The 22,352-nt window shown below is 67.4% G+C and carries 21 protein-coding genes and 1 other RNA gene; 13 read left to right on the forward strand and 9 right to left on the reverse strand.

Going from position 1 to position 22,352, the window contains the following annotated elements; all coding sequences use genetic code 11:
• Positions 1 to 814 (forward strand): CDP-6-deoxy-delta-3,4-glucoseen reductase (locus HMPREF2716_RS13895; RefSeq protein ID WP_070621936.1); only part of this gene is annotated, 814 nt, incomplete at its 5' end.
• A gap of 36 nt (positions 815 to 850) precedes the next feature.
• Here the strand turns inward: HMPREF2716_RS13895 and glpT are convergent.
• Together glpT and HMPREF2716_RS13905 are read right to left on the reverse strand one after the other, a co-directional pair.
• Complete coding sequence (glpT, locus tag HMPREF2716_RS13900; RefSeq protein WP_034085590.1) at positions 851 to 2,197, reverse strand: glycerol-3-phosphate transporter; 1,347 nt, start codon at positions 2,195 to 2,197, stop codon at positions 851 to 853.
• A 248-nt stretch (positions 2,198 to 2,445) separates the two neighbouring features.
• Positions 2,446 to 3,423, reverse strand: coding sequence for an NADPH:quinone oxidoreductase family protein (locus HMPREF2716_RS13905; protein ID WP_003114042.1), 978 nt, complete (start codon positions 3,421 to 3,423; stop codon positions 2,446 to 2,448).
• 154 nt (positions 3,424 to 3,577) lie between these two features.
• Between HMPREF2716_RS13905 and HMPREF2716_RS13910 the strand changes: the two genes are divergently transcribed.
• From HMPREF2716_RS13910 to HMPREF2716_RS13925, 4 genes are all read left to right on the forward strand, one after another.
• Positions 3,578 to 3,997 carry a flagellar basal body-associated protein FliL gene (locus tag HMPREF2716_RS13910; RefSeq protein ID WP_003096328.1) on the forward strand — a complete coding sequence of 140 codons (420 nt, stop codon included), beginning with the start codon at positions 3,578 to 3,580 and terminating at the stop codon, positions 3,995 to 3,997.
• A 206-nt stretch (positions 3,998 to 4,203) separates the two neighbouring features.
• Positions 4,204 to 5,277: an HlyD family secretion protein gene (locus HMPREF2716_RS13915; RefSeq protein ID WP_003099200.1), complete on the forward strand. Its 1,074-nt coding sequence runs from the start codon at positions 4,204 to 4,206 to the stop codon at positions 5,275 to 5,277.
• Entirely contained in the window at positions 5,274 to 8,024 is a 2,751-nt protein-coding gene (rbbA, locus tag HMPREF2716_RS13920) for a ribosome-associated ATPase/putative transporter RbbA (RefSeq protein WP_033863037.1), read from the forward strand. Before HMPREF2716_RS13915 ends, rbbA begins: the two co-directional genes overlap by 4 nt.
• 3 nt (positions 8,025 to 8,027) lie before the next feature.
• Positions 8,028 to 9,152, forward strand: a complete 1,125-nt coding sequence (locus HMPREF2716_RS13925) for an ABC transporter permease (RefSeq protein WP_003110669.1) — start codon at positions 8,028 to 8,030, stop codon at positions 9,150 to 9,152.
• A gap of 9 nt (positions 9,153 to 9,161) precedes the next feature.
• Here the strand turns inward: HMPREF2716_RS13925 and HMPREF2716_RS13930 are convergent, their stop codons facing one another.
• From HMPREF2716_RS13930 to HMPREF2716_RS13950, 5 genes are all read right to left on the reverse strand, one after another.
• Entirely contained in the window at positions 9,162 to 9,620 is a 459-nt protein-coding gene (locus HMPREF2716_RS13930; RefSeq protein WP_003096326.1) for an EVE domain-containing protein, read from the reverse strand.
• Positions 9,621 to 9,986: 366 nt separating this feature from the next.
• Positions 9,987 to 10,598, reverse strand: coding sequence for a 5-formyltetrahydrofolate cyclo-ligase (locus HMPREF2716_RS13935; protein ID WP_003096321.1), 612 nt, complete (start codon positions 10,596 to 10,598; stop codon positions 9,987 to 9,989).
• Positions 10,599 to 10,607: 9 nt separating this feature from the next.
• Positions 10,608 to 10,786, reverse strand: a non-coding RNA gene (gene ssrS, locus HMPREF2716_RS13940) — 6S RNA.
• A 33-nt stretch (positions 10,787 to 10,819) separates the two neighbouring features.
• Entirely contained in the window at positions 10,820 to 11,134 is a 315-nt protein-coding gene (locus HMPREF2716_RS13945) for a cell division protein ZapA (RefSeq protein ID WP_003096316.1), read from the reverse strand.
• The gene (locus HMPREF2716_RS13950; protein WP_003096314.1) at positions 11,131 to 11,340 is read right to left on the reverse strand and encodes a TIGR02449 family protein; all 210 of its coding nucleotides are present in this window, start codon (positions 11,338 to 11,340) and stop codon (positions 11,131 to 11,133) included. The genes HMPREF2716_RS13945 and HMPREF2716_RS13950 overlap by 4 nt, the downstream gene beginning before the upstream one ends.
• A 188-nt stretch (positions 11,341 to 11,528) precedes the next feature.
• Between HMPREF2716_RS13950 and HMPREF2716_RS13955 the strand changes: the two genes are divergently transcribed.
• The 5 genes from HMPREF2716_RS13955 to HMPREF2716_RS13975 are packed head-to-tail and all read left to right on the forward strand — an operon-like array spanning position 11,529 to position 16,352.
• Positions 11,529 to 12,083 carry a YecA/YgfB family protein gene (locus tag HMPREF2716_RS13955; RefSeq protein ID WP_003099193.1) on the forward strand — a complete coding sequence of 185 codons (555 nt, stop codon included), beginning with the start codon at positions 11,529 to 11,531 and terminating at the stop codon, positions 12,081 to 12,083.
• A gap of 9 nt (positions 12,084 to 12,092) precedes the next feature.
• Complete coding sequence (pepP, locus tag HMPREF2716_RS13960; protein ID WP_003096308.1) at positions 12,093 to 13,427, forward strand: Xaa-Pro aminopeptidase; 1,335 nt, start codon at positions 12,093 to 12,095, stop codon at positions 13,425 to 13,427.
• A gap of 7 nt (positions 13,428 to 13,434) precedes the next feature.
• Entirely contained in the window at positions 13,435 to 14,619 is a 1,185-nt protein-coding gene (ubiH, locus tag HMPREF2716_RS13965) for a 2-octaprenyl-6-methoxyphenyl hydroxylase (protein WP_003096305.1), read from the forward strand.
• A gap of 4 nt (positions 14,620 to 14,623) precedes the next feature.
• Positions 14,624 to 15,106, forward strand: coding sequence for a hotdog fold domain-containing protein (locus HMPREF2716_RS13970; RefSeq protein ID WP_003099189.1), 483 nt, complete (start codon positions 14,624 to 14,626; stop codon positions 15,104 to 15,106).
• A gap of 28 nt (positions 15,107 to 15,134) precedes the next feature.
• Positions 15,135 to 16,352: a 2-octaprenyl-3-methyl-6-methoxy-1,4-benzoquinol hydroxylase gene (locus tag HMPREF2716_RS13975; RefSeq protein WP_003120388.1), complete on the forward strand. Its 1,218-nt coding sequence runs from the start codon at positions 15,135 to 15,137 to the stop codon at positions 16,350 to 16,352.
• Between the two features lie 36 nt (positions 16,353 to 16,388).
• On the opposite strand, the gene HMPREF2716_RS13980 is transcribed toward HMPREF2716_RS13975, so the two are convergent.
• On the reverse strand, positions 16,389 to 17,210 hold the full coding sequence (locus HMPREF2716_RS13980; protein WP_003118038.1) for a hypothetical protein: 822 nt from the start codon (positions 17,208 to 17,210) through the stop codon (positions 16,389 to 16,391).
• Positions 17,211 to 17,248: 38 nt separating this feature from the next.
• Positions 17,249 to 18,442 (reverse strand): MFS transporter, encoded by a 1,194-nt coding sequence (locus HMPREF2716_RS13985; RefSeq protein ID WP_003124861.1) that lies wholly within the window; start codon positions 18,440 to 18,442, stop codon positions 17,249 to 17,251.
• A gap of 96 nt (positions 18,443 to 18,538) precedes the next feature.
• Here HMPREF2716_RS13985 and HMPREF2716_RS13990 point away from each other — a divergent pair, with 96 nt between their 5' ends.
• The 3 genes from HMPREF2716_RS13990 to HMPREF2716_RS14000 all read left to right on the forward strand — a co-directional run bounded on the left by HMPREF2716_RS13990 (position 18,539) and on the right by HMPREF2716_RS14000 (position 22,206).
• A complete protein-coding gene (locus tag HMPREF2716_RS13990; protein ID WP_023518184.1) occupies positions 18,539 to 19,453 on the forward strand; it encodes a LysR family transcriptional regulator in 915 nt (304 codons plus the stop codon).
• Positions 19,454 to 19,520: 67 nt separating this feature from the next.
• On the forward strand, positions 19,521 to 20,519 hold the full coding sequence (locus HMPREF2716_RS13995; protein WP_003096289.1) for an extracellular solute-binding protein: 999 nt from the start codon (positions 19,521 to 19,523) through the stop codon (positions 20,517 to 20,519).
• A 67-nt stretch (positions 20,520 to 20,586) separates the two neighbouring features.
• Complete coding sequence (locus tag HMPREF2716_RS14000; protein ID WP_003099178.1) at positions 20,587 to 22,206, forward strand: ABC transporter permease; 1,620 nt, start codon at positions 20,587 to 20,589, stop codon at positions 22,204 to 22,206.
• The last annotated feature ends 146 nt before the right edge of the window (positions 22,207 to 22,352 follow it).

Consider the following 22,352-nt stretch of genomic DNA (forward strand, 5'->3'; position numbering starts at 1 on the left):
ACGCCAGAACGGCGAGGTACGCGATCATGGCGAACTCTTCACCTGCCTCGCTGAGCCGCTGGAAGACTGCGTGCTGCATTGGGACGGGGTGCTGGCGCCGGGTGAACTGCCTCTGCGCAAGCTGACCTGCCAGTTGAGCTTCTGCGAAGAGGTCGGCGGCGACGTCTACCGGGTCGGCCTGCGCGCGCCGGCCGGCAAGCCGCCACGCTATCACGCCGGGCAGTACCTGTTGCTGGAGCGTGACGGCGGCGACAGCGCGGCGTTTTCCCTGGCCTCCGCGCCGCATGCGGGACGCGACCTTGAGTTGCACATCCTGGCCAAGGAAGACAGTGCCGTCGCGCTGATCGCGCAATTGCAGCGCGAGCGCCTGGCACGGATCCAGCTGCCGTTCGGCGACGCGCACCTGGCGGAACTGCCCGACGGTCCGCTGGTGCTGATCGCGGCGGGAACCGGCATGTCGCAGATGCACAGCCTGATCGAGCACTGCCGCGCCGCCGGCTTCGCCCATCCTGTACATCTCTACTGGGGCGTTCGGCGTCCGGAGGATTTCTACCGACTGCCGCACTGGACGGAGTGGGAAGGCCTGCCGAACCTGTTCCTGCACCGGGTGGTCAGCGACCTCTGTGGCTGGGAGGGGCGTTGCGGCTTGCTGCACGAGGCGGTGCGCGAGGATTTCGCCGACCTGTCGAGCCTGCATGTGTATGCCAGCGGCTCGCCGGCGATGGTCTACGCGACCCTGGATGCCCTGGTCGAAGCAGGGATGGATGCGCACCAGATGCGCGCCGACGTGTTCGCCTACGCGCCGCGGGACTGAACGCGGCTCCGGCCTGGCGCCGGAGCCGCCGCGTCATCAGCCGGCTTGCTGCGGCGCGGCCTGGACCGCGGGTTTGCGCAGGGTCAGGCAGAGGAACAGGATGGCCAGCAGGCAGGCGCCGATCAGCAGCTTGAAGCCACCGTCCCAGCCGAAGTGATCCACCGTGTAGCCGACCAGGGCGTTGGCCGCCACCGAGCCGCCGAGGTAGCCGAACAGACCGGTGAAGCCTGCGGCGGTGCCGGCCGCTTTCTTCGGCGCCAGCTCCAGGGCCTGCAAGCCGATCAGCATCACCGGGCCGTAGATCAGGAAGCCGATCATGATCAGCGCGGCCATGTCGATCGCCGGGTTGCCGGCCGGGTTCAGCCAGTAGATCAGGGTGCCGACGGTCACCAGGATCATGAACACCACGCCGGTGGCGCCGCGATTGCCCTTGAACAGCTTGTCCGACAGCCAGCCGCAGAGCAGGGTGCCGGGAATCCCCGCCCATTCGTAGAAGAAGTACGCCCAGGACGACTTGTCGACGTTGAAGTGCTTGGCCTCCTTGAGGTAGGTCGGCGCCCAGTCGAGCACACCGTAGCGCAGCAGGTAGACGAACACGTTGGCCAGGGCGATGTACCAGAGCAGCTTGTTGCGCAGCACGTAGGTGACGAAGATCTCCTTGGTCGACAGCTCGCGCTCGTGGTGTTCGTCGTAGCCTTCGGGGTAGTCGTCCTTGTGCTTCTCGATCGGCGGCAGGCCGCAGGATTGCGGGGGGTCGCGCATGGCGAAATAGGCGAACACGGCTACGCCCACGGCGACGATGGCCGGCACGTAGAAGGCCGAGCGCCAGTCGCCGAACAGCGCCAGGCCGAGCAGGAACAGCGGGCCGATCAGGCCGCCGCCGACGTTGTGGGCGACGTTCCACACCGAGACCACGCTGCCGCGCTCCTTCTGCGACCACCAGTGGACCATGGTCCGTCCGCTCGGCGGCCAGCCCATGCCCTGGGCCCAGCCGTTGATGAAGAGCAGGACGAACATGATGGCGACGCTGGAGGTAGCCCAGTGCGCGAATCCGAAAATGAACATCACCGCCGCCGACACCAACAGGCCGAACGGCAGGAAGACCCGTGGGTTGGAACGATCCGAGACCAGGCCCATGATGAATTTCGACAGGCCGTAGGCGATGGCGATGGCCGACATCGCGACGCCCAGTTGACCGCGGCTGTAGCCGTCCTCGATGAGGTAGGGCATGGCCAGGGAGAAGTTCTTGCGCAGCAGGTAGTAACCCGCGTAGCCGATGAAGATACCGGCGAAGATCTGCCAGCGCAGGCGCCGGTAGGTGCTGTCCACCTCGGCATCGGGCAGTGGCGCCTGGTGTGGCGCGGGACGAAAGATTCCGAACATCGCGAGCTCCGCTTGTTGTTGTGTCGCGCCTTTTTACGCGGTTGCGAACACTACATTTTTCGTAAATGAAAAAATAGCGGAAATGTTACAGGTTGAGTGCATTGGTCGGAAATAAGAAAGCCCCGGTCGGAAACCGGGGCCTTCATAGGGAAAAACATCTGACAGCGTGGGCCTCGGCCGGTGTATCGCTCCGGCCCGCCATGCCTTTCTCCGCACGGGCGGGAGGCAATACTCGCCGCCTTCGTGGCTCAGCGAACCTCCACCACCACCTTGCCGACCGCCCTGCGCTGGCCGAGGGCGTCGATAGCGTCGCCGGCCCGTTCCAGCGGGAAGCGCTGCGACACCAGCGGCTTCAGTTTGCCTTCGGCGTGCCAGGCGAACAGCTGGCGGAAGTTGTCAGCGTTGTCCTGCGGCTGGCGTTGGGCGAACGATCCCCAGAACACGCCGACCAGCGAGGCGCCCTTGAGCAGGGTCAGGTTGGCCGGCAGCGAAGGGATGCTGCCGCTGGCGAAGCCGACCACCAGCATCCGTCCGTTCCAGGCGATGCTGCGGAAGGCCTCCTCGAACAGTTCGCCGCCCACCGGATCGTAGATCACATCGACGCCCTGGCCGCCGGTCAAGGCCTTGAGCTGCTCGCGCAGGCTACCTTCGCTGTAGTTGATCAGTTCGTCGGCGCCGGCGGCCTTGGCCACGGCGAGCTTGTCGGGGGTACTGGCGGCAGCGATCACCCGGGCGCCCATGGCCTTGCCGATCTCCACGGCAGCCAGCCCGACCCCGCCGGAAGCGCCGAGCACCAGCAGGGTCTCGCCGGGTTGCAGATTGGCGCGCTGTTTCAGGGCGTGCATTGAGGTGCCGTAGGTCATGCCGAAGGCGGCGGCGCTGGCGAAGTCCATGCCTTCGGGAATCGGCATCACGTTATAGCCGGGCACCTTGACCTGCTCGGCGAAGCTGCCCCAGCCGGTCAGGGCCATGACCCGGTCGCCGGGCCTGACGTGGGCGACCTTTTCGCCGACCGCGGCGACCACCCCGGCCGCCTCGCCGCCCGGGGAGAAGGGGAAGGGCGGCTTGAACTGGTACTTGCCCTCGATGATCAGGGTGTCTGGGAAGTTGACCCCTGCGGCGTGCACATCGAGGAGGATTTCGTTCTTCGCCGGGCTCGGGCTGGCGATTTCTTCCAGGACCAGGCTGCTGGCCGGGCCGAAGGCTTTGCAGAGGACGGCTTTCATCGGGGACGCTCCAGTTTGCGGTCCGGCCAGTGTAGGAGGGAGACGCCGGGGGTCAATCAGCATCGCCGCAACTGATGGTTGTCCATAAACCCCGGGCTTGGGCCCGGCCGAGAGTCTGGCTATGCTTGCCGGCATTCGTCGAGGAGATGCGCCCGTGAGAACCCCCATTGCCCTGTCGCTGGCCCTGTGCCTGAGTCTGTTCCCGTCGTTCGCCTCGGCCGAGGAGGCCGCGCCGGAAGGCGAGGGCGCGAACAAGCCGGTCTACGTCGACCTGACCCCGGCGCTGGTCGGCAACTACGGCAGCGGGCCGCGCCTGCAGTACTACAAGGCCGACATCGCCCTGCAGGTGGCCGACAAGGACGCGGCGACCAAGGTCGAGCATCACGAGCCCTTGATCCGCAACCAGTTGATCATGCTGTTCGCCCAGCAGACCGACCAGAGCCTGGGTACGGTCGAGGCCAAGGAAAGCCTGCGCCAGGAGGCGCTGAAGCAGGTCCAGCAGACCCTCGAGCAGGAAGAGGGCAAGCCGCTGGTGACCGACCTGCTGTTCAACAACCTCATCGTCCAGCCCTGAGGTCAACTATCCGTTCTGTCCCGCGCTCCCGGATGCGAGGCACCGGCGATTCTGCTTTCCTGTGAGATTCGGTCGGGCGCGTCTGACGTGCATCAACACCCGCGCGCCGCCCTGGAGGGACAATCGAGCCAGTGAAGTCCGCGGCGGCCGCGCTTTCCAGCGTGAGCGCCATCGCCGCGGCCTGGCCGGACGTGCGAGGAGAAGGGATGAAACAGGAAAGCAAACGGTGGCTGAGCCGTGCCTTGATCGTGGCGGCGCTGCTCGGCGTAGGCGTGCTGGTCTGGCAGGTATCGCGACCGACCGGCCTGGGCGAGGGATTCGCCAGCGGCAACGGACGCATCGAGGCCACCGAGGTGGACGTGGCGGCCAAGCTTCCCGGGCGGGTCGCCGAGATCAAGGTCGACGAGGGCGACTTCGTCAAGGCCGGCGAAATCGTCGCGCGGATGGATACTCAGGTGCTCGAGGCGCAGTTGGCCCAGGCCCAGGCCCAGGTGCGCCAGGCGGAGAACGCCAAGCTCACCGCGACCTCGCTGGTGGCCCAGCGCGAGAGCGAGAAGAGCACTGCCCAGGCCGTGGTGGCGCAGCGCCAGGCCGAGCTGACAGCGGCGCAGAAGCGCTTCACCCGTACCGAGGCGCTGGTCAAGCGCAATGCCCTGCCGCAACAGCAACTCGATGACGATCGGGCGACCCTGCAGAGCGCCCAGGCGGCGTTGTCCGCGGCACGCTCGCAAGTGATTTCGGCGCAGGCGGCGATCGAGGCCGGGCGTTCCCAGGTAATCGAGGCGCAGTCGGCCATCGAGGCGGCCAAGGCCAGCGTCGCCCGGCTCCAGGCGGATATCGACGACAGCCTGCTCAAGGCGCCGCGCAACGGCCGCGTGCAGTACCGCGTGGCACAGCCGGGGGAAGTGCTGCCGGCCGGTGGCAAGCTCCTCAACATGGTCGACCTGGCCGACGTCTACATGACTTTCTTCCTGCCATCCATGCAGGCCGGCAGGGTCGGACTGGGCCAGGAAGTGCGCTTGGTGATCGACGCGGTGCCGGACTACGTGATCCCGGCCAAGGTTTCCTATGTCGCCAGTGTCGCCCAGTTCACCCCGAAAACGGTGGAAACCGCCAACGAGCGGGAGAAGCTGATGTTCCGGGTCAAGGCGCGGCTCGATCCGGCGCTGCTGGAAAAATACATCACCTACGTCAAGACCGGCGTGCCCGGAATGGCCTACCTGCGACTGGACCCTGAGGTCGAGTGGCCGGCCAACCTGCAGATCAAGGTTCCGCAATGACCGCTGGCGGGAGCGGCGTGGCGAGCCTCCGGGGCGTTTCGCTGCGCTACGGCGAGACGCGTGCGGTTGACGACGTCAGCCTGGATATCCCGGCCAACCGCATGGTCGGCCTGATCGGTCCGGACGGGGTCGGCAAGTCCAGCCTGCTGGCGCTGCTGGCCGGCGCACGGAAGATGCAGGATGGCGAGATCCGCGTGCTCGATGGCGACATGCGCGACCGCCGCCACCGCCGGGCGGTCTGCCCGCGCATCGCCTACATGCCCCAGGGGCTGGGCAAGAACCTCTACCCGACGCTCTCGGTGTTCGAGAACGTCGACTTCTTCGGTCGGCTGTTCGGCCACGACAAGGCCGAGCGCGAGCGGCGCATCGCCGATCTGCTGCAAAGCACCGGATTGGCGCCGTTCGCCGAGCGTCCTGCGGGCAAGCTGTCCGGCGGCATGAAGCAGAAGCTCGGGCTGTGCTGCGCGCTGATCCACGATCCCGACCTGCTGATCCTCGACGAGCCGACCACCGGCGTCGACCCGCTGTCGCGCAACCAGTTCTGGGAGCTGATCGGCCGTATCCGCGCGGGCCGCGAAGGCATGAGCGTGCTGGTCGCCACCGCTTACATGGAGGAAGCCGAGCGCTTCGACTGGCTGGTGGCGATGGACGACGGAAAGGTCCTGGCCACCGGTACGCCGCAGGAGTTGCGCGAGCGTACCGGGACGCAGAGCCTCGAGTCGGCGTTCATCGCCCTGCTGCCGGAAAGCAAGCGCGCCGGCCACCATCGATTGGTGATCCCGCCGCGACCGCAGAGCGAAGGCGCGCCGCGGATCGCCATCGAGGCCGAGGGCCTGACCTGTCGTTTCGGCGACTTCGTCGCGGTCGATCACGTCAGCTTCCGTATCGAGCGTGGGGAGATCTTCGGCTTCCTCGGCTCCAACGGCTGCGGCAAGTCCACCACCATGAAGATGCTCACCGGCCTGCTGCCGGCGAGCGAAGGCACGTGCGCGCTGTTCGGCCAGCCGGTGGACGCCAGCGACATGGCGACCCGACGCCGGGTCGGCTACATGTCCCAGGCCTTTTCCCTGTATGCCGAGCTGAGCGTGCGGCAGAACCTGGTGTTGCACGCCCGGCTGTTCCACCTGCCGGCGGATGGCATCCCGGCACGGGTCGGCGAAATGCTCCGGCGCTTCGACCTGGAGAAGGTGGCCGACGAGCTGCCCAACGACCTGCCGCTGGGCATTCGCCAGCGTCTGTCGCTGGCGGTGGCGGTGATCCACAAGCCGGAAATCCTGATCCTCGACGAGCCCACTTCGGGGGTCGACCCGGTGGCTCGCGACGGCTTCTGGGAACTGATGGTCGAGCTGTCGCGCCGCGACGGGGTGACCATCTTCATTTCCACCCACTTCATGAACGAGGCCCAGCGCTGCGATCGCATCTCGCTGATGCATGCCGGCAAGGTACTGGCCAGCGATACTCCCGATGAGCTGGTGCGCCAGCGTGGCCTGCCGACCCTGGAAGCGACCTTCATCGCGTACCTGGAAGAAGCCGCCGGTGCCGCCGCGCCAGCGCAACCGGCCGAGGCGCCGGCCGTCGCGGAGCAGCCCGGCGATGGCCAGGGGCGCCAGGCGCAACGCCAACGCTTCAGCCCCCTGCGGCTGTTCAGCTATGCGCGCCGCGAAGCCATGGAACTGCGCCGCGACCCGATCCGCCTGACCCTGGCCCTGCTCGGCACCGCGCTGCTGATGTTCATCATCGGCTACGGCATCAACATGGACGTCGAGGACCTCTCCTGGGCGGTCCTCGACCGTGACCAGACCACCACCAGCCAGGCCTACGCGCTGAACATCGCCGGCTCGCGCTATTTCGTCGAACATGCGCCGATCACCGACCCGGACGACCTCGACCGGCGCCTGCGCAGCGGCGAGCTGAGCCTGGCGGTGGAGATCCCGCCGAACTTCGGGCGCGATCTCAAGCGTGGCTCCGATCCGGCCATCGGCGTGTGGATCGACGGAGCGATGCCGACCCGTGCCAACACCGTGCTCGGCTACGTGCAGGGCCTGCACACCAGCTACCTGGCGGACCTCTCGCGGCAGGCGGGTGGGGCCGAGGCCAGCGCGGCGGCCAGCACCGAGGTGCGCTATCGCTACAACCCCGACGTGGAAAGCCTGAAGGCGATGGTGCCGGCGGTGATCCCGCTGCTGCTGATCATGATCCCGGCCATGCTCACCGCCCTCGGCGTGGTGCGCGAAAAGGAACTGGGTTCGATCACCAACCTCTATGTCACCCCGGTGACGCGCCTGGAGTTCCTGGTCGGCAAGCAGCTGCCCTACGTCGCCATGGGCATGATCAACTTCCTGCTGATGCTGGTCCTGGCCATCGTGGTATTTCGCGTGCCGCTCAAGGGCAGCTTCCTGGCGTTGACCATCGGCGCTTTCCTCTATGTGGTCACCAGCACTGGCCTCGGGCTGTTCCTCTCGACGTTCATGCGCAGCCAGATCGCCGCTGTATTCGGCGTGGCGATCGCCACCATGATCCCGGCGATCCAGTTCTCCGGGCTGATCCACCCGGTGTCCTCGCTGGAGGGTGCGGCGGCCTGGATCGGCAAGCTCTATCCGACCTCGCATTTCCTGGTGGTCAGCCGCGGCGCCTTTTCCAAATCGCTGGGCCTGTCCGATCTCTGGGCCTACTACCTGCCGCTTGCCGCTTCCATCGTGGTGCTGACCCTGCTCAGCGTGGCCTGCCTGAAGAAGCAGGAGGACTGAGCGATGCGCAGCCTGGCCAACATCTTCAACCTGGGCATCAAGGAGTTCCGCAGTCTCGGCCGCGACTACGCGATGCTGGCACTGATCGTCTGGGCCTTCACCCTGGGCGTCTACAGTTCCGCCACCGGTATTCCGGAAACCTTGCATCACGCGCCGATCGCGGTGGTCGACGAGGACCGCTCGCAGCTCTCGTCGCGTATCGTCAATGCCTTCCAGCCCCCATACTTCCGGCCGCCGGAAATGATCGGGCATGCCGAGATGGATCGCGGCATGGACGTCGGCCTGTATACCTTCACCCTCGATATCCCGCCGGACTTCCAGCGCGACGTGCTCGCCGGGCGCAAGCCCTCGATCCAGGTCAACGTCGACGCGACCCAGACCGGGCAGGCCTTCTCCGGCGCGGGCTACATCCAGAACATCGTCGCCACCGAGGTGCGCGAGTTCGTCAGCCGCTACCGCGCGGAGCCGAGCATGCCGGCGCAGATCGAGGTGCGCATGGAGTTCAACCCGAACCTGACCCAGGCCTGGTTCGGCGGGGTGATGGAAGTGATCAACCAGATCACCATGCTGTCGATCATCCTCACCGGCGCCGCGCTGATCCGCGAGCGCGAGCACGGCACCGTCGAGCACCTGCTGGTGATGCCGCTGTCGGCCTTCGAGATCATGATGGCCAAGGTCTGGTCGATGGGGCTGGTGGTGCTGGTGGCGGCGGGGCTCTCGTTGCAGTGGGTGGTGCGTGGCTGGCTGGACGTGCCGATCAGCGGCTCGGTGGGGCTGTTCCTGCTCGGCGCCGGATTGCATCTGTTCGCCACCACCTCCATGGGCATATTCCTCGGCACGGTGGCGCGCTCGATGCCGCAGCTCGGACTGCTGACCATCCTCGTGCTGTTGCCGCTGAACATCCTTTCGGGCGGCAGCACGCCACGGGAAAGCATGCCGGAACTGGTGCAGAACATCATGCTGGCGGCGCCGACCACGCATTTCGTCAGCCTGGCCCAGGCGATCCTGTTCCGCGGCGCCGGTTTCGACATCGTCTGGCCGCAGTTCGCCGGCATCGTGGCGATCGGTTCGGCGTTCTTCTTCGGCGCGCTCTGGCGTTTCCGCCGGACCATCTCGCAGATGGCCTGAGCGATGGCTTCAGCGTTTCGCCAGCGGCAGGATCGCCTGCCATTCCTCGGCGCTGACCGGCATCACCGAGAGACGGCTGCCCTTCTGCACCAGGGCGAGGTTGGCCAGGGCGTCCTGCGCCTTCAGCCGGGCCAGTGGAACGACCTCGGCGAAGGCTTCGACGAAGCTGACGTCGCGGGCGCTCCAGGGATTCTTCTCGGCGCTGGCCTTGGGGTCGTGGTAAGGGCTGGCGGGATCCAGGGCCGTGGGATCGGGATAGGCTTCGCCCTCGATGCGGGCGATACCGGCGATGCCGGGCTGCGGGCAACTGGAGTGGTAGAAGAAGAACAGGTCGCCGGGGTTCATGCTGCGGATGAAGTTGCGCGCCTGGTAGTTGCGCACGCCATCCCAGCGGGCGGTTCCGAGGCGCTGCAGGTCGCGGATCGAGAGTTCGTCCGGCTCGGATTTCATCAGCCAGTAGGCAGGCATGAACTTTGCTCCTCTTTCGTAGATGTACGTAGGAAACGTCTGCGCGTGACCACCGGTCGCCGGTGTAATTGCGTATGACTTCAGCTTATCGGAAAATGCCGTTTTTCAGCGGGGCAGGGTGCTCAGGCGATAAGATAATCGCAAGGACCGGCCTCGAAAATTGCCTGGAAGGGGGAGGCAATCGATGAAGCGCAAGCCAGACTTGCTGTGGGTTTTGGTCATCATCTTCGGACTTGGGGTCGTCACCACCGGTTATACCCAGAGCCTCTGGGAACGACAGGCCAGTACGCCCGCCCAGGTGACGCAACAGCCGTAAGACTCGCCGGGTATCGCATGGAACGCGGTACCCAGGGTTCTCCCTCCTTCCTAGCGTTTCCCTGCCACATACCAGCCCGCATCGGTCACCGTTCCCGCCAGGGGAATGTCCCAGCTGGCCAGCGCCAGTCGATCCACCTTCTGACATTCATGGGCCAGGCCGATCAGCGTCGGTTTGTGACCATTTTTGCGCCTCGCCAGGTAGGCCAGGCTGCGGTCGTAGAAGCCGCCGCCCATGCCCAGGCGCCCGCCCTGTTCGTCGAACCCCACCAGCGGCAGCAGTACCAGGTCCAGCGCCCAGGCCTTGCGCTGGCGGCCGGCGTCGGCCAGCGGTTCGCTGATGCGGAAGCGGTTGCGGGTCCAGCGTTCGCCGCTGCCGACCCGCTGGAATACCATGCGCGTCCGCGGCCAGGGCGCCAGCACCGGCAGGTAGGTGGCCTTGCCGCGCTTCTGCGCCGCACGCAGCAGCGGACGCGGGTCGATCTCGCCGTCGTTGGGCAGGTACAGGGCGATATGGCGGGCACGGCGGAAAAGGGGATGCTGCGCCAGTTGTCGATAGAGGGCGCGGGCGGCGAGGCGTTGCTGCAGGGGGGAGAGCGCGCGGCGCGCCTGGCGGAGCTTGCGGCGCAGGGCCGGGCGGCTGAGGTCTTGCGATTCGATCATGTGGAAAGGTAGCTCCCCGGTCGTGCCGCTGTCGGGTTAGCCCTTGAACCCGAAAGTTCAAGGTGGCGGTTGCAGTAGACCTTAAGGCTTTCCGTCGTGCGGACATGCACACCGGTCCAACTGGCAACCTCCGTTGTTGCAGTTATCGGCTCAGGGACATCACCGACTGGCCAACACACCAGGGAGCGGAGGCCAGTATACCCGAATTGGCCGCGCCCGGGTCAGGCTTCGCCGGCATCGGCCGGATTCGCCAGGGCGCGGTCGACGCGATCGAGCAGTTCGCGCACGCGCTCGCGGGTCGAGCTGCTTTCCTGGTCCAGGCGCTCCTTGCGGTGCAGCAGGTCGTGGGTGATGTTGAGGGCGGCCATCACGGCAACCCGGTCGGCGCCGATGACTTTGCCGCTGGAGCGGATCTCGCGCATCTTGCCGTCCAGGTAACGGGCGGCGCTTTCCAGGTTGGCGCGCTCGTCGTCCGGGCAATTGATGCAGTATTCCTTGTCGAGAATCTGCACGGTGAGGGTATTCGACTGGCTCATGTGTCCTGCTCCAAGGCTTTCAGACGCAAAATCATCGCTTCGACCTTGTGTCTCGCCATTTCGTTCTTTTCGATCAGATGAGCGCGCTCTTCGCGCCAGGACTTTTCGTTCGCCCGCAGCAGCCGGTTCTCCGCCTTGAGCTGTTCCAGCTTCTGGAGCAGCTGGTCGAACTTGGCCGTCAACAATTGCAGATCGGCGTCTTCCATGGGCTCTCGCTTGGGAATTGGGGTGATTGGACAACTATATAGGATCGTCCCCGGTCGGGGCCAATGCCCCGGCCGGGCCGGCGCGCCGGCAACCGGTCGCATGGTCTTGCCGGGGCGGGCGGTGCTAGGATAACCATCTTCATTTCACGTGTAGCGCCCCAATGGCGCCCAGCCGTCAGGGTCCCGAGATGTCCACTCAGAATTCCGCCTACAGCGCCTTTTCCTCCCTTCTCGCCGAGGCGGCCATGCCGGTCTCGCCGGCCGAACTGCACGGCCATCTGCTGGGTCGGGTCTGCGCCGGCGCCGGCTTCGACGAGGCCGCCTGGCAACACGCTGCCGCCGAACTGCTCGGCGGCGCGCCGGGCGAACGACTCAAGGCCGCGTTGTCCGGCCTGCTCGGCATGGTCCGGCAGGACTTTTCCGCCGGCGAGGTCGCCGTCGTCATGCTCCTGCCCGACGACGAAACCCCGCTCGCCCAGCGCACCGAGGCGCTCGGCCAATGGTGCCAGGGTTTCCTCGCCGGCTTCGGCCTCACCGCCCGCGAAGGCAGCCTGACCGGCGAAGCCGAGGAAGTGCTGCAGGACATGGCCGCCATCGCCCAGGTCCAGGGCCAGCTGGAAGACAGCGAGGACGGCGAGACGGACTATATGGAAGTCATGGAATACCTGCGGGTCGCTCCGCTGCTGCTGTTCGCCGAGTGCGGCAAGCCGCTGGAGCCCGCTCCCAAGCCTTCACTGCACTGAGGTTTCTGCATGATCCGTATCCCCAAGTCGGAGTACGCCCGTCGGCGCAAGGCGCTGATGGCGCAGATGGAACCCAACAGCATCGCCATCCTGCCGGCGGCGCCGATGTACATCCGCAATCGCGACGTCGAGCACGTCTACCGCCAGGACAGCGACTTCCAGTACCTCACCGGCTTCCCCGAGCCGGAGGCGGTGATGGCGCTGATTCCCGGCCGTGCCCACGGCGAATACGTGCTGTTCTGCCGCGAGCGGGATCCGGAGCGTGAACTGTGGGACGGCCTGCGCGCCGGCCAGGACGGTGCGATCGGCCAGTACGGCGCCGACGACGCCTTTCCCATCGGCGATATCGACGACATCCTGCCCGGCCTGATCGAAGGCCGCGACCGGGTCTACTACGCCCTTGGCGCCAATCCCGACTTCGACCGCCGGCTGATGGACTGGATCAACGTGATCCGCTCCAAGGCCCGCCAGGGCGCGCAGCCGCCGAACGAGTTCGTTGCCCTCGACCACCTGCTGCACGACCAGCGGCTGTACAAGAGCGCCAACGAAGTGAAGGTCATGCGCTACGCCGCCGAGGTCTCCGCCCGGGCGCACATCCGGGCGATGGAGGTGTGCCGGCCGGGGCTGTTCGAGTACCACCTGGAAGCCGAGCTGGAATACGAGTTCCGCAAGGGCGGGGCGAAAATGCCGGCCTACGGCTCGATCGTCGCCGCCGGACGCAACGCCTGCATCCTGCACTACCGCGAGAACGATGCGGCGATCAAGGACGGCGACCTGATCCTGATCGATGCCGGCTGCGAGATCGACTGCTACGCCAGCGACATCACCCGTACCTTCCCCGCCAATGGCCGCTTCAGCCCCGAGCAGAAGGCGATCTACGAACTGGTGCTGGAAGCCAACATGGCGGCGTTCGACTACATCGCCCCCGGTCGCCACTGGAACGAGGCCCATGAGGCCACCGTACGGGTCATCACCGCCGGGCTGGTGCGCCTGGGCCTGCTAGAGGGCGACGTCGACGAGCTGATCGCCCACGAGGCCTACAAGGCTTTCTACATGCACCGCGCCGGCCACTGGCTGGGGATGGACGTGCACGACGTCGGCGAGTACCGCGTCGGCGGCGAATGGCGGGTGCTCGAACCGGGCATGGCGATGACCGTCGAGCCGGGCATCTACATCGCCCCGGACAATACCTCGGTGGCGAAGAAGTGGCGCGGTATCGGCGTACGCATCGAGGACGACGTGGTGGTCACCCGCAATGGCTGCGAAGTGCTGACCAACGGCGTGCCGAAGACCGTCGCCGAGATCGAGGCGCTGATGGCCGCGGCCAAGAGCGAGGCAGCCTGAGGTGACGATGAGCAAGGTCAACCTGGCGATCATCGGCGGGGGCCTGGTCGGCGCCTCGCTGGCGCTGGCCCTGCAGGCCGGCGCTCGGGAGCGCGGCTGGTCGATCGTGCTGATCGAACCCTTCGCCCCCGGCAATGCCTACCAGCCCAGCTACGACGCCCGCTCTTCGGCGCTGTCCTACGGCAGCCGGCAGATCTACGAGCGACTCGGCCTGTGGCCGGCGATCGCCGAGCGCGCCGAGCCGATCCTGCATATCCATGTTTCCGACCGCGGCCGCTTCGGCGCCACCCGCCTGACCGCCATCGAGGAAGGCGTGCCGGCGCTGGGCTACGTGGTGGAGAACGCCTGGCTCGGCCAGTGCCTGTGGAAGGCGCTCGACCCCGAGGTGGTGCGCTGGCACTGCCCGGCCGAAGTGAAGACCCTGGAAGCCCGGGAGGGCGGTTACCGGCTTACCCTCGACGACGAGACGCAACTCGATTGCGAGCTGGCGATCCTCGCCGATGGCGGTCGTTCCGGGCTGCGCGAACAACTTGGCATCGCCGTGGAGCAGACGCCGTACCGGCAGACTGCGCTGATCGCCAACGTATCGCCCTCCGAGGCGCACCTCGGGCAGGCCTTCGAGCGCTTCACCCCCAGCGGTCCGATGGCCCTGCTGCCGTTGCCGGAGAACCGTTGCGCGCTGATCTGGACCCGCCCAGGCAAGGACGCCGAACGTCTGCGTGGCCTCGATGACGCGGCCTTCCTCGGCGAGCTGCAGGCTGCCTTCGGCTACCGCCTCGGCGCCTTCCGCCAGGTCGGCGCACGGCACTGCTACCCCTTGCACCTGGTCGAGGCCCGCGAGCAGGTGCGTCCGCACCTGGTGGTGCTGGGCAACGCTGCGCACAGTCTGCACCCCATCGCCGGCCAGGGCTTCAACCTGTCGTTGCGCGACACCCTGGCGCTGGTCGACGCCCTGCTCCACGACGACGCGCCGCTGGGCGAGTTCGCCGTGCTGCAGCGCTACCTCGATGGGCAGCGCCTGGACCAGCAGATGACCGTCGGCTTCTCCGACCGGGTGACCCGGCTGTTCTCCAACGACCGCGCGCTGCTCGGCGCCGGGCGCAACCTCGGCCTGCTCGGGCTCGACTTGCTGCCGCCGGCCAAGCGCTGGTTCGCCCGCCAGGCCATGGGCCTCGGCGCGCGGCCGCTGTAGCGCCATGCCGGTCTGGTCGAGGGCGCGCAAGGCCCGCCTGCTGCGCTTCGCCATGAACCTCTACCCGCCCTTCCTGGGGGCGGGCATCCGTGTGCGGCACATCGCCGGCGATTTCCGCGAGGTTCGGGTGCGCATGGGCCTGAACCGGCTCAATCGCAACTATGTAGGCACCCAGTTCGGTGGCAGCCTCTACGCGATGACCGACCCGTTCTTCATGTTGATGCTGATGGAGAACCTGGGCCGCGACTACGTGGTCTGGGACAAGGCGGCCAACATCGAGTTCGTCAGCCCGGGCAAGGGCCCGGTGCATGCGCATTTCAGCATCGACCAGAAGCTGCTCGACGAGGTCCGTGAGCGGACCGCTGGCGGCGAGAAGTACCTGCCCCGGCTGCACGCCGAAGTGCGCGACGACGCTGGCACCCTGGTGGCGCGGGTTCAGAAAACCCTGTACGTGCGGCTCAAGCCGCGCCTGCGGAACGCGGCCTGAAGAGGGCCCACGAGTGGAGAACGAGGATATGCACGCGGATCTGGTCATCGTCGGCGCCGGCATGGTCGGTAGCGCCCTGGCCCTGGCCCTGGAGGGCAGCGGCCTGGAGGTGCTGCTGGTGGACGGCGGCTCGCTCGACGTGGCGCCGTTCAAGCCGGAGGCGCCCTACGAGCCGCGGGTCAGCGCGCTGTCCGAAGCCAGCCGGCGGATTCTCCAGCGCCTGCATGCCTGGGACGGCATCGTCGCGCGCCGCGCCGAGCCCTATCGCGAGATGCAGGTGTGGGATGGCTCCGGCACCGGGCGGATCGGCTTCAGCGCCGCCAGCGTGCACGCCGAGGTACTCGGCCATATCGTCGAGAACCGGGTGGTGCAGGACGCCCTGCTGGAACGCCTGCACGATTCCACCACCGGCCTGCTGGCCAATGCGCGCCTGGAACAGATGCGCCACTCCGGCGACGACTGGCTGCTGACCCTGGCCGACGGTCGCCAGCTGCGTGCGCCGCTGGTGGTCGCCGCCGACGGCGCCAACTCGGCGGTACGCCGCCTGGCCGGCTGCGCCACCCGCGAATGGGATTACCTGCACCACGCCATCGTCACCAGCGTGCGCTGCGAGAACGCGCACCGCGCAACCGCCTGGCAGCGCTTCACCGACGACGGTCCGCTGGCCTTCCTGCCCCTGCCGGACCGCGGCGACGAGCACTGGTGCTCGATCGTCTGGTCGACCACCCCGGAACAGGCAGAACGCCTGATGGCGTTGGACGAGGATGGCTTCCGCGCCGCCCTCGGCGAAGCCTTCGAACAGCGCCTGGGCGCCATCCTGCATGCCGACCGGCGCCTGTGCATCCCGCTGCGCCAGCGGCACGCCAAGCGTTACGTCGAGCCGGGCCTGGCGCTGGTCGGCGACGCTGCGCACACCATCCACCCGCTGGCCGGACAGGGCGTGAACCTGGGCTTCCTCGATGCGGCGGTGCTGTCCGAGGTCCTGTTGCACGCCCTGGAGCGCGGCGAACGGCTTGCCGACGAACGCGTGCTGAGTCGCTTCGAGCGGCGGCGGATGCCGCACAACCTGGGCATGATGACGGCGATGGAAGGCTTCGAGCGCCTGTTCCAGGCCGACCGGTTGCCGCTGCGCTGGCTGCGCAACGCCGGCCTGCGCCTGGTCGACGGCCATCACGAGGCGAAGGCGCTGTTCGTCCGCCAGGCGCTTGGCCTCAGCGGCGACCTGCCGTCGCTGGCACGAGTCTGAGCGGGGCGGCCCCCCTGACGGGAGGGCCGCCAGTCCTCAGAACAGCGCCGCGCAGTCACGCATGACCTGCGCCTTGTTGCGCAGGTAGAGCCCGAACAGGTTGCGCGCGGCTTCTTCGTTCACCTCGATTTCCATCGCCTCGACGAAGGCGTTCACCGCCGCCGTGGCGTGGGCGAAGTGATTGCTCTCGGTGCCGCCGGTGTGCACCGTTACCCAGGCCACGGTGGCGCGGGCGCGTTCGGCGGGTACGCCCATGTCGCGGCTGAACCATTCCTTGTACAGCGGGTGGATGTACTCCACCTCGCCGTGGGTATAGACCTCGTGTACCAGCGTGGTCAGCAGTCCCTGCATCAGGTCGCGCTCACGCAGGCGCTGGCGGTCGGTCCAGTCCTTGAACGCCTGCGCCGAAGGCAGGCAGTTCTCGCGCAGCAGCCAGCGGTCGTCGCCGCAAAGGGTGGTGGCCATGGTGTAGAAAAGATCGGCATGCACGGTGTTGCCGAGGGCGCCGAGGTCTTCGTCGGTGATCCGTTGCAGGCTGCCGCAGGCTCGATAGAGCTGGTCTGCCGCTGCCGAACCCTGTTCCGAACGGGCCAGCAGGGTCAGGCGATTGGCCAGTCCGGAAACGCTGGCCGCCGAGTTGTTGGTCTTCGACCAGCTGGCGAAGAACTTGCGCAGCGGCTCGACCGCCTGGCGCCGGGCGGTGACCCGGGCGAAGGCGTCCTCGATGTCCAGCAACGACGCCGTCTCGTCCCAGAAGGCCCGGAACAGTGCGTGGCGCAGGGTTCCGGCGGGCATGTCGTTGAGGACCGGCTCGATGACGCCGAGCAGCTTGCTGTGGGGGGTGATGACATGGTTCATGGCTAACCTCCTGTCGGTTCTTGTTGTTCTTGCGATGGTTACGGTCTTCCTTGCGACGCGCGCAGGGCCGCGCGTTCGGCCTGTGGTGCGGACCAGCCGTAGCGGGTCAGAAGCAACGGCAGCAACTGGGCCAGGAGGATCAGGCCCAGGCAGCCCGGCCAGCCCCAGCGCTCCCAGAATGGCGCCGGCAGTACCGCGCCGAGGCTGCCGCCGGCGTAGTAGCAGGTCAGGTAGAGGCCGACGGCACCGGCCTTGTCGGTCCCGGCGTTGCTGGCGGTGAAAGCGTTGACCGTGGACTGTGCGAGGAACACGCCGGTGGCGCTGAGAGCCAGGCCGACGAGAATCGTCGGCAGGCCCGGCGCCAGGGTCAGCAGCGAGCCGCACACGCCCAGCAGCGATGCGCCCAGCAGCAACTGGCGGTGCGGGCGGGTGCGGGCCAGGCGGCCGCTGGCGGGAATCACCAGCAGGGCGAGGAGGAACACCGCGTAGATCGAGCCGAGCTGAGCGGTGTCCAGGCTGTACGGCTGACGGCTGAGATGGATGCCGATATAGGTGAACATGGCGACCTGGGAAAAGAGGACACAGAACCCCACCGCGTAGGACGACAGCAGCGGAGCCCGGAACAGTTCACGGGATACTAAGGGGCGTTTCCCGAGTGCGGGCGCGTGCCTGCCAGAATTGGCAGGGAGCAGCGCACGGATGGCGACAGCGATGAGCAGGGTCAGCCCGGCGAGGATCCGGAAGGCGACGCGCCAATCCCACTCCTCGGTCAGCAGGCCGGTGAGGAAGCGTCCGGCGAAGCCGCCGAGGATGGTCCCGGCGACATAGAGGCTGGTCAGCTCGATGACCGCGCCGCCGCTCCAGCGCTCGCCGATGTAGGCCACGCTGCTGGCGAACAGCAGGGGAATCAGCATCCCTTCGGCGAAGCGCCAGAGCAGGAAGGCGGCGAAGCTGCCGGCATGGGCGGCCAGCAGCATGGGCACGCAGAGCAGGCTGGCGGCGAAGGCGATCACCCGGCTGCGCTCGCGGCCGCCGCTGAGCCGGCCGACGAAGGGCGCGGCGAGGGCCACCGCCAGGGTGGTGGCGGTGATGCTCCAGTTCGATTGATGGGCGCTGATGTGGAAGCTCGCCGCCAGTTCGTCGAAGATGCCCTGGGTGGTATAGAGATTGAGGAACGCAGCGCAACCGCAGAGAAACAGCGCGAGGCGGGGGAAACCCTGGGACGAATTCATGGAACGCTCTGCCTGGACGAGAAACCCCCTGTTATAGGGGCGCTCCCGACGGGCTGGCCAATACCGATTCAGGACCGATCGATACCGAGGAACCGCATGCTCGACCTACGCCGCCTGCGCTGCTTCGCAGCCGTTGCCGAAACCCTGCATTTCGGCCGCGCCGCCCAGCGCCTGCACATGGCGCAGCCGCCCTTGACCCGGCAGATATCCGCGCTGGAGGAAGAGCTGGGCTTTCGCCTGTTCGACCGCTCCAGCCGGGCGGTGACCCTCACCGCCGAGGGCAGCCTGTTCCTGCCTTACGCACGCGCCCTGCTGGACCAACTGGAGCGCACCGCCGGCTTCGCCCGCAAGCTGGCGCAGGGGCTGGCCGGCCACCTGACCCTCGGCTACGCCAGCTCCATCGCTCTGTCGGACCTGTTCACCGAGGCGATCCGACTGTTCCGCGAGCGCCATCCGGAGGTGCAACTGGAGCTGCTCGAAGGCGCTTCGGCGGCGCAATGGGCGCAGATCGCCGAAGGCGGCATCGATGTGGGGCTGGGGCGCCTGCCGCCGCCGGAAGGCCAGGTCGGCATCGAGGTGCTGGCCCTGGGCGGCGAGCCGCTGGTGGTGGCCGTGCCCAACGGCGATCCGCTGGCGCGGCAAGAGCGGATCGACCTGTACGATCTGCGTGATCGGCCGCTGATCCTGTTTCCACTGGACTACGGCTCCGGCCTCAACGAACTGATCGAGCGCCTCTACCGGAAGGTCGGGCTGGCGCTGACGAGGGGACCGGCCGGACGCCAGATCACCTCGATCATCGCCCTGGTCGCGGCCGGCCAGGGCGTTGCCCTGGTGCCGCGTTGCAGCACTGCGCTGGCCCGGGCCGGAGTCGTCTATCGCCCGCTGGCCGAGCCCGAGGCGCTGGCCGATTTCCTCGTCTTCACCCGCCGCCATGGCCGCAGCGCCGCGGTGGAGGCGTTCCTCGCCATCCTCGGTGGCTTGGACGCAGGCGAAACACCCCGACACATTTAGTCGCGCGGGTTCGCAAGCGAGATTTCTTATCATTCGTGCCTACGTTCCGCTGACGAGGCTGTTCTTCATGCAGGCAAGCAAAGCTCTACTCGCCGCCCTGGCCCTGGGCATCACCGGCCTGGCCCAGGCCGCCGACGAAGTGGTGGTGTATTCCTCGCGCATCGACGAGCTGATCAAGCCGGTGTTCGATGCCTACACCAGCAAGACCGGCGTGAAGGTCAAGTTCATCACCGACAAGGAAGCGCCGCTGATGGCGCGGATCAAGGCCGAAGGCGCTAACACCCCGGCCGACCTGCTGCTCACCGTGGACGCCGGCAACCTCTGGCAGGCCGAGCAGATGGGCCTGCTGCAACCGTTCAAGTCGGCCACCATCGAACGGAACATTCCCTCGCAGTATCGTTCCAGCACCGATAGCTGGACCGGACTGTCGCTGCGCGCGCGGACCATCGTCTACTCCACCGAGCGGGTCAAGCCGGAAGAGCTGAGCACCTACGAAGCCCTGGCCGACAAGCAATGGGAAGGCCGCCTGTGCCTGCGCACGGCGAAGAAGGTCTACAACCAGTCGCTGACCGGGACCCTGATCGAGACCCACGGGGCGCAGAAGACCGAGGAAATCCTCCAGGGCTGGGTGAACAACCTGGCCACCGACGTATTCGCCGACGACAACGCGGTGATCCAGGCGGTGGACGCCGGCCAGTGCGACGTCGGCATCGTCAATACCTACTACTACGGGCGCCTGCACAAGCAGAACCCGAACCTGCGGGTCAAGCTGTTCTGGCCGAACCAGGCCGACCGCGGCGTCCACGTCAACCTGTCGGGCATCGGCCTGACTCGCCACGCGCCGCATCCCGAGGCAGCCAAGGCGCTGGTGGAATGGATGACCGGGCCCGACGCCCAGGCGCTGTTCGCCGGGATCAACCAGGAATTCCCGGCCAACCCGCAGGTCGCGCCGTCAGCCGAAGTCGCCAGCTGGGGCAGCTTCAAGGCCGACAGCATCCCGGTGGAAGTTGCCGGCAAGCGCCAGGCCGAGGCGATTCGCCTGATGGACCGCGCCGGCTGGAACTGACCGCCGGTTATACTCGACGCCCCGGCTCGTCCGAGCGGGGCGTCGTTCGTTCCGCACCGAGGATTTCGTGGCCCATCCCGCTCCCCGCCGCTGGTACCCCATCACCTTCACCGTTGCCGCGCTGGTGCTGCTGCCGCTCAGCGTGCTGCTGCTGAGCTGGCTGGAGATCGACCGGGAAATCTGGAGCCACCTGTGGGATACCCAGTTGCCGCGCCTGCTCGGCAACACCCTGACCCTGGTGCTCGGCGTCGGCATCGGCGTGACTCTGCTCGGGGTCAGCCTGGCCTGGCTCACCAGCCTCTGCGAATTCCCCGGGCGGCGCTGGCTGGACTGGGCGCTGATGTTGCCGTTCGCGATCCCGGCCTACGTCCTGGCGTTCGTCTTCGTCGGCCTGCTGGATTTCGCCGGACCGGTGCAGAGCCTGCTGCGCGAGTGGTTCGGCAGCGGCCTGCGGTTGCCGCGCGTACGTTCCACCGGCGGGGTGATCCTGGTCCTGGTGCTGGTGTTCTATCCCTATGTCTACCTGCTCGCGCGCAGCGCCTTCATCGCCCAGGGCAAGGGCCTGATGGAAGCCGCGCGGGTCCTCGGCCTGTCGCCCTGGCAGGCGTTCCTGCGGGTCGCCCTGCCGATGGCGCGGCCGGCGATCGGCGCCGGCCTGGCGCTGGCGGTGATGGAAACCCTGGCCGACTTCGGCGCGGTATCGGTGTTCAACTTCGACACCTTCACCACCGCCATCTACAAGACCTGGTACGGCTTCTACAGCCTCTCCAGCGCCGCCCAGCTGGCCAGCCTGTTGTTGCTCGGGGTATGCCTGGTGCTGCTCGGCGAGCGCCACACGCGAGGCCGAGCCAAGGCCGCCAGCGAGCGTCCGCGCGGCGCGCCGCTGTACCGCCTGCGCGGCGCCAGGGCGCTGGCGGCGAGCGCCTGGTGCGGGCTGGTGTTCCTCTGCGCCTTCGTGATTCCCGTGGCGCAACTGGTTGTCTGGTTCTGGCGCCAGGGCCGTTTCGACCTCGACGAGCGCTACTGGGACCTGATCGGCCATACCCTGACGCTGGGCGGCATCGCCGCGCTGGCGACGGTCGCCGTGGCCCTGCTGCTGGCCTTCGCCGTGCGCCTGGCGCCGACCCGCGCTATCCGCGGCGCGGTGGGCCTGGGCAACCTCGGTTATGCGCTGCCGGGCTCGGTCCTGGCGGTCTCGATCATGCTGGCCTTCAGCTGGCTGGACAATCACTGGGTGATCCCGCTTTCCAGCGCCCTCGGCGGTGCCGGCAAGCCGCTGCTGCTGGGCAGTCTGTTCGCCCTGCTGCTGGCCTACCTGATCCGTTTCATGGCGGTGGCCTACGGGCCGCTGGAAAGCGGGCTGGCGCGGATCCGCCCGTCGCTGCCGGAAGCCTCGCGCAGCCTCGGCGTGGGCGGCCCGCTGCTGTTCCTGCGGGTCTACCTGCCGCTGTTGCTGCCGGCCTCGCTGAGCGCCGCGCTGCTGGTCTTCGTCGACGTGCTCAAGGAGATGCCGGCGACCCTGCTGATGCGTCCCTTCGGTTGGGACACCCTGGCCGTACGGATCTTCGAGATGACCAGCGAGGGCGAATGGGCGCGCGCCTCGCTGCCGGCCCTGACCCTGGTGCTGGTCGGCCTGCTACCGGTGGTCGGGTTGATTCGTCGTTCTGCCCATCATTCAGATCGCTGAGCCCAGTATCCATGCAGGTCGTAGGGTCTATGCACGGATCGCGGCACGCTTCCATGGTGTCCTGCTCCGGGGCTTGCGGCTACAATGCGCGCGATTTCGTGCCGGCGGTCCCTGCCGACGGCACCCGCTACGCCCGGAAGGAGAAT

This window comes from Pseudomonas sp. HMSC076A11, assembly GCF_001810205.1.
Lineage (GTDB): Bacteria > Pseudomonadota > Gammaproteobacteria > Pseudomonadales > Pseudomonadaceae > Pseudomonas > Pseudomonas aeruginosa.

Excerpts from the sequence above, each read along its gene's own strand:
- HMPREF2716_RS13950 (WP_003096314.1), bottom strand. The coding sequence starts at position 11,340 with ATGGAAGACGCCGATCTGCAATTGTTGACGGCCAAGTTCGACCAGCTG.
- HMPREF2716_RS13995 (WP_003096289.1), top strand. The coding sequence starts at position 19,521 with ATGCAGGCAAGCAAAGCTCTACTCGCCGCCCTGGCCCTGGGCATCACC.
- HMPREF2716_RS13925 (WP_003110669.1), top strand. The coding sequence starts at position 8,028 with ATGCGCAGCCTGGCCAACATCTTCAACCTGGGCATCAAGGAGTTCCGC.
- HMPREF2716_RS13935 (WP_003096321.1), bottom strand. The coding sequence starts at position 10,598 with ATGATCGAATCGCAAGACCTCAGCCGCCCGGCCCTGCGCCGCAAGCTC.
- pepP (WP_003096308.1), top strand. The coding sequence starts at position 12,093 with ATGATCCGTATCCCCAAGTCGGAGTACGCCCGTCGGCGCAAGGCGCTG.
- HMPREF2716_RS13945 (WP_003096316.1), bottom strand. The coding sequence starts at position 11,134 with ATGAGCCAGTCGAATACCCTCACCGTGCAGATTCTCGACAAGGAATAC.
- HMPREF2716_RS13955 (WP_003099193.1), top strand. The coding sequence starts at position 11,529 with ATGTCCACTCAGAATTCCGCCTACAGCGCCTTTTCCTCCCTTCTCGCC.
- HMPREF2716_RS13990 (WP_023518184.1), top strand. The coding sequence starts at position 18,539 with ATGCTCGACCTACGCCGCCTGCGCTGCTTCGCAGCCGTTGCCGAAACC.
- rbbA (WP_033863037.1), top strand. The coding sequence starts at position 5,274 with ATGACCGCTGGCGGGAGCGGCGTGGCGAGCCTCCGGGGCGTTTCGCTG.
- HMPREF2716_RS13980 (WP_003118038.1), bottom strand. The coding sequence starts at position 17,210 with ATGAACCATGTCATCACCCCCCACAGCAAGCTGCTCGGCGTCATCGAG.
- HMPREF2716_RS13930 (WP_003096326.1), bottom strand. The coding sequence starts at position 9,620 with ATGCCTGCCTACTGGCTGATGAAATCCGAGCCGGACGAACTCTCGATC.
- HMPREF2716_RS13975 (WP_003120388.1), top strand. The coding sequence starts at position 15,135 with ATGCACGCGGATCTGGTCATCGTCGGCGCCGGCATGGTCGGTAGCGCC.
- HMPREF2716_RS13915 (WP_003099200.1), top strand. The coding sequence starts at position 4,204 with ATGAAACAGGAAAGCAAACGGTGGCTGAGCCGTGCCTTGATCGTGGCG.
- ubiH (WP_003096305.1), top strand. The coding sequence starts at position 13,435 with ATGAGCAAGGTCAACCTGGCGATCATCGGCGGGGGCCTGGTCGGCGCC.
- glpT (WP_034085590.1), bottom strand. The coding sequence starts at position 2,197 with ATGTTCGGAATCTTTCGTCCCGCGCCACACCAGGCGCCACTGCCCGAT.
- HMPREF2716_RS13970 (WP_003099189.1), top strand. The coding sequence starts at position 14,624 with ATGCCGGTCTGGTCGAGGGCGCGCAAGGCCCGCCTGCTGCGCTTCGCC.
- HMPREF2716_RS13985 (WP_003124861.1), bottom strand. The coding sequence starts at position 18,442 with ATGAATTCGTCCCAGGGTTTCCCCCGCCTCGCGCTGTTTCTCTGCGGT.
- HMPREF2716_RS13905 (WP_003114042.1), bottom strand. The coding sequence starts at position 3,423 with ATGAAAGCCGTCCTCTGCAAAGCCTTCGGCCCGGCCAGCAGCCTGGTC.